The 14,055-nt window shown below is 48.3% G+C and carries 10 protein-coding genes; 2 read left to right on the forward strand and 8 right to left on the reverse strand.

The window, feature by feature from the left end; all coding sequences use genetic code 11:
* Window positions 1-9 precede the first annotated feature (9 nt).
* Together ACXX53_RS07810 and pepF are read right to left on the reverse strand one after the other, a co-directional pair.
* The gene (locus ACXX53_RS07810; RefSeq protein ID WP_458568065.1) at window positions 10-2,337 is read right to left on the reverse strand and encodes an ATP-dependent DNA helicase; all 2,328 of its coding nucleotides are present in this window, start codon (window positions 2,335-2,337) and stop codon (window positions 10-12) included.
* A 1,179-nt stretch (window positions 2,338-3,516) separates the two neighbouring features.
* The gene (gene pepF / locus ACXX53_RS07815) at window positions 3,517-5,319 is read right to left on the reverse strand and encodes an oligoendopeptidase F (RefSeq protein ID WP_458568066.1); all 1,803 of its coding nucleotides are present in this window, start codon (window positions 5,317-5,319) and stop codon (window positions 3,517-3,519) included.
* 194 nt (window positions 5,320-5,513) lie between these two features.
* On the opposite strand from pepF, the gene pdaA reads away from it, so the two are divergent.
* On the forward strand, window positions 5,514-6,272 hold the full coding sequence (gene pdaA / locus ACXX53_RS07820) for a delta-lactam-biosynthetic de-N-acetylase (RefSeq protein WP_458568369.1): 759 nt from the start codon (window positions 5,514-5,516) through the stop codon (window positions 6,270-6,272).
* Window positions 6,273-6,352: 80 nt separating this feature from the next.
* Here pdaA and ACXX53_RS07825 read toward each other — a convergent pair whose 3' ends face one another.
* The 3 genes from ACXX53_RS07825 to ACXX53_RS07835 form a co-directional block, all read right to left on the reverse strand.
* The gene (locus tag ACXX53_RS07825; RefSeq protein WP_458568067.1) at window positions 6,353-7,081 is read right to left on the reverse strand and encodes a hypothetical protein; all 729 of its coding nucleotides are present in this window, start codon (window positions 7,079-7,081) and stop codon (window positions 6,353-6,355) included.
* 477 nt (window positions 7,082-7,558) lie between these two features.
* Window positions 7,559-8,473 carry a phosphotransferase gene (locus ACXX53_RS07830; protein ID WP_458568068.1) on the reverse strand — a complete coding sequence of 305 codons (915 nt, stop codon included), beginning with the start codon at window positions 8,471-8,473 and terminating at the stop codon, window positions 7,559-7,561.
* A 77-nt stretch (window positions 8,474-8,550) separates the two neighbouring features.
* Entirely contained in the window at window positions 8,551-9,597 is a 1,047-nt protein-coding gene (locus ACXX53_RS07835; RefSeq protein WP_458568069.1) for an IS1595 family transposase, read from the reverse strand.
* Between the two features lie 237 nt (window positions 9,598-9,834).
* On the opposite strand from ACXX53_RS07835, the gene ACXX53_RS07840 reads away from it, so the two are divergent.
* Window positions 9,835-10,596, forward strand: a complete 762-nt coding sequence (locus ACXX53_RS07840; RefSeq protein ID WP_458568070.1) for an arylamine N-acetyltransferase family protein — start codon at window positions 9,835-9,837, stop codon at window positions 10,594-10,596.
* A 69-nt stretch (window positions 10,597-10,665) separates the two neighbouring features.
* Here ACXX53_RS07840 and ACXX53_RS07845 read toward each other — a convergent pair whose 3' ends face one another.
* From ACXX53_RS07845 to ACXX53_RS07855, 3 genes are all read right to left on the reverse strand, one after another.
* Window positions 10,666-11,178: an N-acetyltransferase family protein gene (locus tag ACXX53_RS07845; RefSeq protein ID WP_458568370.1), complete on the reverse strand. Its 513-nt coding sequence runs from the start codon at window positions 11,176-11,178 to the stop codon at window positions 10,666-10,668.
* Window positions 11,179-11,231: 53 nt separating this feature from the next.
* Window positions 11,232-11,618, reverse strand: a complete 387-nt coding sequence (locus ACXX53_RS07850; RefSeq protein WP_458568371.1) for a VOC family protein — start codon at window positions 11,616-11,618, stop codon at window positions 11,232-11,234.
* Between the two features lie 139 nt (window positions 11,619-11,757).
* The gene (locus tag ACXX53_RS07855) at window positions 11,758-14,013 is read right to left on the reverse strand and encodes a glycosyl hydrolase family 95 catalytic domain-containing protein (protein ID WP_458568071.1); all 2,256 of its coding nucleotides are present in this window, start codon (window positions 14,011-14,013) and stop codon (window positions 11,758-11,760) included.
* Window positions 14,014-14,055: the final 42 nt, after the last annotated feature.

Genomic DNA, 14,055 nt, shown 5'->3' on the forward strand with positions numbered 1-14,055 from the left:
TCATCCACGCTATTCCTTCCATGTTGGAGGCAGCAATTGGTTATATGGATGACTTATAAAGCGATCATCTACCAATACGAGCAGTCCCGTATCCTGTTCAGAACGGATCAAACGACCTCCTGCTTGAAGTACCTTATTCATACCTGGATAGACATAGGCGTAATCGTAGCCATTTTTACCATCGTTATTGAATTGCTGCTTCATAATGTCCCGTTCCAGACACAACTGCGGCAAGCCCACACCTACGACTATGACCCGATTCAAACGATCGCCAACTAAGTCAATTCCTTCTGAAAATATTCCGCCAAGCACGGTAAAGCCAATCAACGTCTGTGATCGATCCGCCTGAAAAGCGTCCAGAAAGCCTTCTCTTGCCTCTTCACTCATACCTGTCTCTTGAACAATCGTATGTATACTTGGGTTCTGTTCAGCAAACTGCGTATATACATCTTGCAAATATTGATATGACGGAAAGAATACGAGATAGTTCCCTGGCTGCTCTTGCGCAAGGTCTGCAATCAGTTGAATCAAGGCATCCCTCGTCTGCTCGCGATCCTTATACCGGGTGGATAACGGGATGATCCGAACATCCAGCTGTTCTTTGGAAAATGGTGAAGGGATCGTCACGGTGTAATTCTCCTCGCTTGCGCCAAGCATATCACGGTAATAATGCAGCGGCGACAGCGTTGCGGAGAAGAAGATGCTGGAGCGATAGCCCGCTCGCATCTGTGCCAGCGCATTGGATGGATCTACGCAGAACAGCTTTACCGCAACATCGTTCTTGTCCAGTTCAGCGTACGTGACATAGCGCTCATCATACCATTCGGCGATTCGTATAAACGATTGTGCAGTAAAATAGGTATCCAGCAACAGCGACCGAGCTTGTTCGATTGTGTCATCCTCGACTTGTCCGCTTCTGGCTCCTTGATTGCGATTGCCGTTCGCCAATTCCTGTTCCGCGCTCAACACAAATGCTTCCAGAAGTTGGTTGAGATCGCGCTCCAGTTCATTCCACACTTGGGCCTGCCCATGCTCGCATCGCTTGCGAATTCCGATCATATATTGATTGACGGCATGCGCTGTCTCATACAATCCACGATTAAGTTCCTTGTAAGCTCGCTTCAACTGTAGAAACGCCGACTTGATGACGGTCGCGGAAAACATTTCTCGACCACGGTCCACCAGATTATGCGCCTCATCAATAAGCAGCACACTGCTGCGCTTGGATTCATCCTGCAATCTCTTCAACGATACGCGAGGATCGAATACGTAGTTGTAGTCGCCGATCATAATGTCCGAGGCATAAGCGGTGTCGAGTGCAAACTCAAACGGACAGATCCGATGCTTGCGTGCATATTGCTCGATCACGGTGCGCGACATTAATGTTTCATGCTCGAGAATATCGAGGATTGCGCCATTCAAACGGTCATAATAGCCGTTGGCGAATTCGCAGTAGTCCTTTTGGCAGATCGTCTCTTCCTTGAAGCAGATCTTATCCTTGGCTGTTATTGTAACCGCATGCGCCCGCATGCCGGTGGATTGAAGCAGAGATAGCGCCTCTTCTGCCGCTGTTCTCGTTATCGTCTTGGCTGTCAGGTAGAACAAACGTTTAACGAGGCCCTCGCCTATCGCCTTGAGTGTCGGGAATATCGTGGACATCGTCTTGCCGATGCCGGTCGGAGCCATTGCAAACAGGCTGTTGGATTCAGAGATCGTCTTGTACACAGCGCCCGCAAGCTTCCGCTGTCCTTCGCGATATCGCGCAAATGGGAAGGTCAACTCCTTCATGCTCTGCTCCATCGTGATTTGATGCTGATGCAGCAGCTCGGCATAAGGAGAATAACGTTGGATGACGTCCTGTACGAATTCGGTTAGCTCTGCTAAGCTATAGGATTTGCGGAATCTATGCGTTGTCCCTGTTTCAGCATGAACATAGGTTAATTGAACCTGCATCTGTTCCTGTTGATGTTCTACTGCGTACATATAAGCATATAGCGTAGCCTGAGCCCAATGAACGGGATACGACTCCTCCGTAATCGAATCGAGCTCCAACAGCGTTGATTTGATCTCATCGATGACAATCGGCTGCTCAGACAGCAGCACGCCATCGCATCGGCCATCAATCACATAAGTTAAATGCTTGTACGGAATGATCGCCTTCACGTACACTTCTTTCTGATCCGTTTCGAGGTAAGTCTTCTGCAGCTGCTGATGAGCTTTTGTGCCTTCAACTAGCGCATTCCCAGAGCGAAACCCAGTATCTATGCTTCCTGCTCTGAACACATATTCAACTAACGCTCGCACAGAAAGCCGGATCTGATCCTTCTCTGTCTTCAATGCACTTATCCTCCTCGTATGATGGGAACAAAGGTTCTATTCGTTTATTATATACGAAAAGGATTCATTTCGGCGAGCGATAGTTGTTGGGATGCTGCCGTTGCTCCTGTGTGCAGCAGCCGATCCGGACTCAGGAGACGCTATTTGCTCGATTTCCAGCATTTTGGTGCTTCTTGCGGACATAGGAGCCGTTAATCATTGTAATTCACCCTATTCTTGACCATTTTTGAATAAATAACGGCTTCTGAGTCCGCTCAGCCCACCAAAATGCTCGATTTTTGCGAAATAGCGGCCCTACGGTCCGCGTGCGGCAGCGATCCGGACACAGGGGCCGCTATTTGCTCGATTTCCAGCACTTTGGTGCTTCTTGCGGACATAGGAGCCGTTATTCATTGTAATTCACCCAGTTCCTGACCGTTTCTTAACAAATAACGGCCTCTGAGTCCGCTCACCCCACCAAAATACTCAATTTTTGCAAAATAGCGGCCCTACGGTCCGCGTGCGGCAGCGATCCGGACACAGGGGCCGCTATTTGCTCGATTTCCATCATTTTGGTGCTTCTTGCGGACATAGGAGCCGTTATTTCGTGTAATTCACCGTGTTCATGTCCGTTTCTATGTCAATAACAGCCTCTGAGTCCGCTCACCCCACCAAAATGCTCAATTTTTGCGAAATAGCGGCCATACGGTCCGCGTGCAGCACCGGTCCGGACACAGGAGACGCTATTTGCTCGAGTTCCAGCATTTTGGTGCTTCTTGCGGACATAGGAGCCGTTATTTCGTGTAATTCACCCTTTTTGTGACCATTTTTGAATAAATAATGGCTTCTGGGTCCGCTCACCCCACCATAATGCTCAATTTTTGCGAAATAACGGCCCTACGGTCCGCGTGTGGCAGCGATCCGGACACAGGGGCCGCTATTTGCTCGATTTCCAGCACTTTGGTGCTTCTTGCGGACATAGGAGCCGTTATTCATTGTAATTCACCCAGTTCCTGACCGTTTCTTAACAAATAACGGCCTCTGAGTCCGCTCACCCCACCAAAATGGACACTTTTTGCAAAATAGCGGACCTACGGTCCGCTACAAGTATCAAGCAATGTCAGCATAGCCACATTGCACAAGTGGCATGTTATAGAAAAGCACCGCACGGCTCTCGCTGAAGCCTTGCGGTGCTTAGTTCTACTCGTACAGCGCGATCAGCTCGTCCACGAGCTCGCCCACATAATCGACCGCGGCGCGGATGTTGCTCGCGTCCGTCATGTCGACGCCGGCGAGCTTCATCAGCTCGAGCGGCGGCAGCGATCCGCCGGCTTTCAGCGCGGAAAGCCACTGCTCGACAGCGGGCTGGCCAAGCTCGCGAATCCGCTTCGCCGCAGCTGTCGAAGCGGTCAACCCCGCTGCATACGTATACGGATACAGCGACATGTAGTAGTGCGGCTGACGCATCCAAGTCAGCTCAGCGCCCTCGTCCATGATGGCCGAGTCGCCCCAGAAGCCGCTTAAGATGTCCCCTTTCAAGCGGGACAGCAGCTTGGCGGTGATTGGCTCGCCCTTCGAGGCAAGATCATATACCTGGCGCTGCAGCTCGCCTTCCAGCAGATGCGTCACGAAGTTGTGGTAATACGTGTTCAACAGCTGTGAGATGACCCAGCGGCGCATGCGCGGATCTTCGGACTTGCGGAACAGATGATCAGCAAGCAGCATCTCATTCATCGTCGAAGGCGCTTCGATGAAGAACAGCGACGGACGCATGCTCGTGAGGCGCTGGTTGCGTCCAGCCAGCATGAAGTGTCCGGCATGGCCTAGCTCATGCGCTAAAGTAAACGCACCGCGCATACTGTTCGTCCATGTCATCAGGATGTAGGAATGAGAGCCAAAGATGGACGAACAGAACGCGCCTGTCGACTTGCCGACATTATCGGCATAGTCGATCCAGCGTTCACTGAACGCTTCGCGCATAATCGCCGCATATTCAGGACCCATCACCTGCAGCGATTCTTCTACGATCTTAGCTGCATCCTCAAACGAGATCTCTGGATCGTACTCCGGATCAAACGGAGCCTTCAGGTCGCTGAAGCGAAGCTCATCAAGACCGAGGACTCGCTGTTTAAGCTTGGCCCATTTTCGCATATGAGGTGCTAATTCTGTCTGAATCGTATCTAATATCGCTTCATACATCTCATGAGTAACCTGCTGCGGATGGAGCAGCATCGATGTGACATTGTCATAGCCGCGCAGCTTGGCCAGCACGACCTGCTTCTTCACTTCAGCGGCATAGGTCTCGGCAACGCCGTTTTGATGCGCCCTTAACGTATTCGCGAACGATTTGAAAGCATCTCTGCGCAAATAAGTATCCTTAGACTGTATGTATCGATTCTCGTACAGCGCAAAAGATACAGGATGCGTATTGCCTTGAAGATCGACAACAGACTGGAAGGACATATCCGCAAGCTTGGTCTGCTGATAGATCTGGTATGGCGAAGCGAGCACCCCGCCTAATGCCGCCAATGCGGCTTCCGTTTCCGAATTCAAGCGATAAGGCTTTGAACTCATAATCTGATCTAGGAATGGCTGGAATTCACGGAGCTTAGGCTCCTCTGACAGAAAATGCTGCAAATTATCGTCACTCATCAAGCTAATCTCTGCGGAAATAAAGGACAACGCCGTCGATATACTGGAAGTCATATCTAACGCGCGGCTGTTGTTCGCTTGATTGGTCGCATTGGTGCTGTCCTCAGATATCTTCAGTCTTGAGTAAGCGGAGCAGATCATAGCTCTCTGTTGTATAACTTCCATCGCTTCCAGGCAGCTGAGCAAGATGGATGGTCCTTCGTACAGCTTACCTTTATAGCTTGTAACAGTACCCAGATCAGCCAATATCGACTCCATTTCATGACGCCATGCGGTTTCATGTTCAAACAGATCCTCTAATCGCCAGGTCGCCTCAATCGGCACTTCTGAACGAAGCAAGCGTTGTGACATGTGAATATCCCCTCTCTTCCTAATTTAACCAACTTCTATCATAATCGGAAATGACCAAAAAGGACAACCTATCCTACATAAAATTGCACATGAATGACCACAATAACCATGATATTCATGCTGTCGAGACAATACAGCCCCAAGGAGTACATCAGATGAACCGAATGATTCTAACTATAATTCTCATCGTTGCGATGACGATGGTAACAGGAGTCCAGCCAACAGATGCAAACGGAGGCACTTATCACTTCGGCTTCAAGAAGAGCCGCAATGGACAGCTTCCCTCCATTGATGATGAAGGCTTTAAGCCGATCATCGAGAAATACGGCGCCATCTTTATGGGGGACAATCAGCAGAAGAAACTGTTTCTTACATTTGACAATGGATATGAAAATGGCTTCACCTCCACGATTCTGGACACGTTAAGAGACAAGAAAGTGCCTGCTATCTTCTTCGTAACAGGTCACTATGCCAAGACGCAGCATGACCTGCTGAAACGAATGAAGTCAGAGGGACACCTGATTGGCAACCATTCCTGGAGTCATCCAGATATGACGACCGTATCAGATGAGCGAATGAAAGAGGAATTGGATAAAGTAACCGTTGAAGTTTCTCAGATAACAGGGGAGAAGCAAATGAAATATTTGCGTCCGCCGAGAGGAATATTCAGTGCACGAACGCTTGATGTCAGCAGCAAGTTAGGTTATACGAATGTATTCTGGTCCTTAGCTTACAAGGATTGGGATGTTCATGATCAGAAAGGCTGGAAGTATGCGTACGACAACGTGGTGGCGCAGTTTCATCCCGGCGCGGTCATTCTGCTTCACTCGATCTCAAAGGATAATACACTCGCCCTCGGAGCCATCATTGATGAAGCGCATAAGCAGGGCTATGAGTTCGCCTCTCTAGATCAACTGACTGCCAACCAGCCTCAAACTCCATCTACTCCTTAAAATGAAGTTCAAACCAAGAAACGGATGATACCGCAGCCTTGATGGCTAGGTCAATCATCCGTTTCGTCATGTGATGCTGCTTAATACGTCTCTAATAATCGACGCTCACGTGTTCCGTCAGTCACGATGGCTTCGCTATAGGAATAACTAATCTCAAGCATATCGGATATCCGTTCAGGTTTCTGGTTAGATTGAACTGGTATGTTGACTGGAATATGCAGCCACTGATCCCCAGGCATCACTTGCTGTTGATCTAGTGTCACCTTTTCCAGGTCAGACCTCTGGGAATCCCTCGTTTGCATTACAAGCGTGATCTGCATATCGACTGGCTTGTTGCTATAGTTCTTCACACTCATTGAGCATTCTCCCAACCACGCGGAATCAGCTTCTGAATACTTATACTGACAGGAAGCAATCTGTTTTTCAAAGCTTAACGCGTTAATACCAGATGCGAAATTCGCTTGATATGCGGTCACGAGCTGTGCCGGAAGGTTCATGATGACTAGAAATGCTAGGAATGTGACCAGACCTCGACTGCGATCCAATGACTGATACAGCATGCGTAGAAACACAATGATCCCAATGAGTATGGGTAGTCCAGTCAGCATGATCTGCCCATTTCCAATATCAAATACAGTCTTTATCCCTAATACCTGATACACCATTTCCAGCCAAGAATATCCGTGCGGAAAGCGAATCATTAAGATCATCAGCACCGTAATCCCGATCAGCGCATTTCTGAACTTTCGCTTGTCGCGAATAAATGTCTGTTTACGGGGTATTAAAGATTCAGGATAATGATTCATCATATAGCGATTCTCCTTTCTTAAGGATAAAGTGCCATGTAATCAGCAAAATGTTGTATTGAATACAACAATACTTACAATGATCCGCGATAATAGGAATTATGTTGTAAGTTATACAACATAGTTGATCATATAGTATTACAATTACATACTGCTTGGAGAAACGAAAGTTATGCATTAATTAACAAATATCAATTTAATTTTTTCAAACTGTCATATGGCTGATCGATGTGAAGTTATGTTTTTTACGAAATGGCTATGTTAAATTCTAATGTTGATATTTGACCATAAGAAAACCGCCTTCGTTGAAAGGCGGTTTATTGCTATCGTGTCCCGTTAGCGCAACGACTTACTCTGTTGAATTTCGTGTTCCTCAACATAAAGCGGCATCAGAGAAGGCGGATCGTACCTTATCGCGGCCTTTAAACGACAAAATGGTGCCAATAGCCATAGCCCCATAGCCGCAACGAAATAATGAGCCTAATCCGACAGTGCCCGCATGATGTTGGATTTCGCCTCTGCCGCAATCGCTTCATTCCCGTCATCGACCGCTTGCATTAAGATCAGTACGGGGATGTATACCGCGATCAGCCGCGCCAGCAGCTTCGTTTCCTCGTCCGCTCCCCCGTACGTTTCGAAAAACACGCCGCGAGCGTAAGGTGGTAAAAAGCTATAAGCAACGCTCAAATCGCAAGCCGGATGGCCTACGCTCAGATCGCCCCAATCAATGATGCCGGAAACGATCCCGTTCTCATTCACAAGCATATTTTTGAAATGAAGATCGCCATGTAGCAGTGCATTCACCGCCTCGACACGGTCCTTTTGCAGCCTGCTAATATACGCTTCGATCACACCGGACTCCTCCGGCGACATGTGTTCAACCACCTTCGATAGAAAGCCCTCCAATTTCACTTTGCGCGATGCTATGTCCGTCAAGTTTCGATGATCTTGCTGAACTCCGCACTTCAGCGCCGCCTGCACCGGAAACTCATGCAATCTCCGCAAAAATTTCGCCAGCGTCTCTGCCGATAAAGCCCGGCGTTCTTCCGTCAAACCGATTGGGAAATCTCCTGGCACGTAGGCATAGCCAAGAAATGGTGCCGGGTATTCGTCACTTGCTTCGCCATAAAACAACGGTTTCGGATAGGGGATGGTCATATATGCCTCCAGCTTCGGCAGCAGCTTCCCTTCCATACGAATCGAGCCAACTGCAATCGTTCTTCTTGGAAACCGGAACACGTACTCGTCACCGATGAGAAAAACCGTATTGTCCCAGCCCCAGCCCAATCGCTTCACTTGCTTCGATGACAGCTGAGGGAATTGTCTGCCGATCAGCGTCCGCGCCTGCTCTTCGTTAACCTCCCACTCCGCATCCCATACATTCGTTCCTCCCATGAACTGTCTGCCTCCTCGTTCCTTACGTTATTTAGATGTTTACATTCCCTGGAAGTTACGCATAACTGCCCGTTAGCTTAACAAGAATAAGCAGAAAGCCGAAGTTTGGTGTTCGTGTCGGTCACAGTAAACAAGCACGATTTGACCAACATATTTTTCTTATTCGATGCGGTATTCTCATATTCCTTGCTGTCTAAGTAACGAAGCCACGCCAAGTAATTCTGCAAATACTTTGTTGCAACACCATTGAAGCGATCCATCCATTTCTTCAAGCGGCTGTGGTAGCTGTTTACGTTTTGGATATTGTACACGCCTTTCACACGTTGTTTTCCGTCGGATTTGAATCGGTAATGAGTCATGCCTTTTGAATTCGTATAGGAGCTAAATGCCCTCCATGAATCAGTGCATAACACGTTTGAGTCAGATAGATGACCACCAATCGCTTCGTCTAATTTTGTAGTCCGAATACGTCCACGCCCAAGTACGCCAGAGTAAGCCATTTTCTGACGGTCACGGGCAACCAGCACGCACACTTGATCTTGGCTAATACCACGATATTTCGCTTTGCCGCCACGTTTACGTGGCTTGCGTTCGGCAATATTCCGCTTACCCTTTTCCGAGTAAAGAAAGTAGGTCTCGTCCATTTCAACAATATCTTGAAATGCTTCGGTTAGAATCTGCTTCAGAGCGGAAAGAATCTTATGCCGCCAGTAAAACAAGGTGACCTGCGTGACTTCATCGTTTAACTGCTCTGCACATTTTCTCAGAGAAAAGCCCTCAATCATGCATTCGATAAAACGAAACCACATATGAGGTCGCCTCGTTCGTTGCAGAGGGGTGTTCGTAAGGTCATTGAATGTTTGGCGACAGGACTTACAACGGTAACGTTGACGTTTAACCTCCCCAGTGCGTGTTCTTACAGTGTACTTTCCAAATCGAACAACAGAATGGTTTTTGCAATGCGGGCAAACAAGTCCATCTTTATGCTTCTGCTCTTGAATTTCATCAATCGCTCGAACTGGAAGTGCCACTCCCTTGGTTCGGGACTGCAAAAAGTAGATAAGTTCTCGCTTACCATTATCGTCCAGCGTATCAGCAAGCTTTTTCAGTTCCTTTAAATCCATGGGCAAATCATCTCCGAACAGTTATATTGCCCTTATTATAGAACGCTTGTTCGTAATTATCAAATATTAAACAACAAAGTTTAACATAGCCTACGAAATAAGAGTTGTTGACACACCCAGAACGTATTACACTCGAACTTAACAGCATGTCAGTCAAGCGTTAGATACGAAGCTCTAATCTCGTAGTTCGACCACTACATAGAATTGTACTATTATTGCGAAGGGATGGTATGTTAATTGAATCAAGATGCATTAGCTTATCTCAAGCGAATTGGATATACGGGACCGGTCGACAACAGTATCGCTGCACTGCAACAACTTCAAGAACGTCATGTGCAGACCGTGCCGTATGAGAATTTTGATATCTTAAATCGTGTCCCGCTTTCACTTGAAATCACTGATCTATTGAACAAGATTGTCGTTCGCGGCCGCGGCGGATACTGCTTCGAGCTGAATGCCCTCTTTGGATGGCTGCTGCAGGAGCTTGGCTTCAAGGTAACGAATTATTTCGCGCGATTCTGGCGTGATGAACCGAATACACCTCCTAAACGTAGACACCATGTACTCCAGGTTGAAGCAGAAGGACAACTGTTTCTATGTGACGTAGGCGTAGGCGGAGTTGTTCCGCGCAGACCGATCCAATTGACCGAGCGTCTCGTTCATAAACAGGGCGATGAGCTGTACCAAATGGAACGCGATGATTACTTCGGATGGGTACTGTGTGAGTATAAACATGACGAATGGAAATGGCTCTACTCCTTTACAGAAGAGCCGCAGCTCCCGAAGGATTACATCATGGCATCCTATTGGTGCGAAAACGCGCCGGATTCGATATTTACGATGGACGCGATGACAGCGATTCGCACACCAGATGGAAGAAAGTCGTTGGCAGGACGCGAGTTTCGTCTATTTACGACTGAGGGAGTGCACGTGTTTACACCGGAGACAGAGGAAGAATACCAGGAAGCTTTACGTGAACATTTTGGCATCATTTTATAATAACGATAATAAGCCAATCTATCTGCTCTACTAACGAGATGGATTGGCTTATCTTGTGTCTAGCATATTCTAATTGCAGTTGGACACTCGTCTACCCACGATAACAAGATCACGCTCGATCCCGTCTAACACCGCTACGCGAGGCAGTAACCCCCACTGCTCGAATCCAAACTTCGCAAGCAGCGCTAAGCTCGGTTCATTATGTCCAAACACGAAGCCCAGCATCGTCTGTATACCGATTCGCGGACATTCCTCCAGAGCATGACGCATTAACATGCTGCCGATCCCTAATCCGCGATGATGTTCGCTAATGTATATGCTGATCTCCGCGGTCGCATTATAGGCTGGTCGTCCGTAAAATGGCTGATAGCTGAACCACGCCGCAATCACTCCATTCGACTCCACCACCCACAGCGGGTGCTTGTCCGGCGAATGCGCATCAAACCACGCTAAGCGATCACTCGTCGTGATCGGTTCTAGATCAGCCGTTACCATACGACTTGCAATCGTAGAATTATAGATCTCGACGATTGCAGGCAGGTCGTCAATCACAGCGTCTCGTATAACAAGCTTGTCTGTCATGTCAAGCAATCCCTTCCGATTTTTAGCATTATGCATTAGTCATTTACTCGAATCTATCGTATTCCCACTATCTCAACCTTAATCCGATCTGGATCCTCGAAGAATACAGCATAATGCCCTTCACCTCCAGCATGAGGATATCGGTCTTGATATAACAGTGTTACACCTCTAGCTTCAAGCTTCTTCGCGATAGTGTCTACCTGCTCCTTGGATTCCACTTGAAAGGCCAGATGATTGAGCCCTGCTCGTTTGCGGTGATACGGAATGTCTAGGTATTCGCTCTCGGTCTGAACAAACACAATATAGGTACTGCCGTACTTCCAGCTTACCCCTTGAGGCCACTGCTGGTAAGAGGTATAACCGAGCTCTGAAAGCAACCATCCCCAGAACTCAGTTGTACACTGCAGGTCTGATACGTTAATCTCAACATGATGTAGCATTGCTCCCCAACTTTCCTGTGTCATTCTTTTTGGTGCAATCCTATTCTCCGCGATCTTGTGAATCGCTACATCTATCTCATCGACTTCCATCACGCCCTGTATCGGGTGCTTGTCCGGCGAATGTGCGTCAAACCACGCGTTACACACTAATTAAAATACTGCATTCATCCCCTGCTTGTAGATCGATACTGAAAATTTCACCTACCGGACAGATGGTTTCATATGTACGTTCTCCAATGATCATTAACAGTTCTTCGGAGCCAAAATCGTTTTGGACTCGGAATGAACCGTCCCTCTCTGCCCGCAGTTTGATGTATTCTAGCTTATGTTCACTTACCCTAGCCGATACGAGTACACCCATCTCGCCTCTGAAATCGCGGAACTCCACTGTACGATCTGCCCATGCCGCCGGGATCGCTGGAAATACGCAGATCGTTCCGTCATCCACCTGGAGCAGCATATCTTGCAGAGCACATATAGCTGCGAAGTTGCCTTCTAGCGTAAATGGACGGTAATGGGACGCGCACACACCTGCATGCTTATAATCGCCATTTAAATGGAACCCGTTCGGTGAACATGTATATCGCCACATTTGCTGCAAATGGTAGAGTGCGGCTTCCCCATTTCCTTGCCATGCGTACATAGCTGCCGCCCATGCAAATGAATAACCTACCCATTGTCCTTTGCCGAGTTCCTCCACATTGGAGATCGTCTTATCTGCAATCTCGCGATCCCGCTTCGAACCTTTCCGATCGAACAGCTTCAACGGATAAATAGCCATCATATGTGAAAAATGACGGTGGCTTGCGCTAAGAGCTTCCTTTGGGTTAACCATCAGTACGCCATCTTTGGATACAGCGAGGTCCGGAAGCTTCTCTATCACATTCGCCCATTGCTCTGCTTCAGCTATGTATCCAAGACGTTTAGCCATATTATGCAGACGTCGGAACAGATACATAAGCAAGGACAAATCAAAGTCACTGATCGGGTCGAGCCATGCTTTCAGGCTATTATCATGGAACTCAGGCGAGCTTGAAAGCGGAAGCTTGAGCTTGCCGTCCTCCCCTGGCTTAAGCCAATGCTGAACGCATTCCGCTGTTTCCTTAAAGTATACATAAGCTTTATCACGAAGAAATTCAGGATCTCCCGTACTGAGCCAGTAATGGTCGAATGCCTGGCACAACCATATCTGATTCGTGATGCTCAAGCTGTACATCGGCCATCCACCCATGGCTCCGCCAGCAATCGTCATCACCGATGGGAGATTGATGCCTGGCGCATCATAGAAGCGTTCCGCAAAACGTTTCGCTTCAGGACGTAAATTCCAGAGGAAATCGATGAAGCTCTCCCCTTCTTCAAGATGGTTTGCTTTCGAATAATGCCAATAGCTGAGCTGGGTATTTAGGTCATGATGGTAATCACCCTTCCATGGCGGGAGCTCCCCTTCATCAGCAGTCCACACGCCTTGGAGGGGCATCGGCGGTGCTCCTTTTCGTGAACAAGAACCGAACAGATAGTTGTTCAGTACCCACATGTTCTCTGCTTCCGCATCCGGAAGCGTGATCGAGCTCTTGCTCCAGTAGCGAGCCCACCAAGCGGCATGCTCTTCGAACGCTGTGTCATACCCTGCCTCCAAGGCGGATACAACCTTCCGTTTCGCCCTCTCAAGCCAATCATCTCCATCATGATTGGCAGCAATGGTAAACACGATAGTGCGTTCCCCTGCTGTCGCGTTGCACTCAGCAACCACGATCGCATATTCAAGCTCGTGAACCGTTCGCTGATGGAACCATCGCACGTGCCCGTCAGAATGCATGGTGGCAGCCGGATAGCCCAGACGAGTGAGACTCGAATGAAATACGGGATTACCGTCGTCATCCTTCTGCTCTCCAGCATAATTCGGAGGTGTAATATCAAGCCTTCCGGCGGCATCCGAATCGCCAACAATCCGAATATAGCCAAGGCCGTTCATGGCATGCATATAGCTGAATACCTTCACATTGCGATCCCCGAACTTCAACTCGATGTGCGCACATGCTTCCTTTAGAGAAAGACGGCTTACCAACCGATCAGCGGATTGTCCAAAGTTCAGCTCTAACCTTCCAGCAGGCAGTTTAGTCGGGTATGGATATTTCTGATAGATGTCGTCAAATCGATTCAAGAGCCCTTCTTGATCGCCACGCTTCACGCAATCGATCATCTCTGCATACGTAAAACTATCATCCAGCACCTCCGGAGCTAACCGGAGATCCCATAGATCGCCGCGGTCTAGACTGAAGCGCAATGGCAAGCCGTTCCCCCATAACAGACACCCGGTGAATCCGTTTCCAAGCGGTAGTGCCTCGTCCCATCTTCCAATCGGTTGATCGAATAGAAGATCATATTTGTTGTCCATTCGTATATCCCCCGCATCCGTCTTAATAGCAGAAAAGGGCAA

The organism is Paenibacillus marinisediminis, from assembly GCF_054343325.1.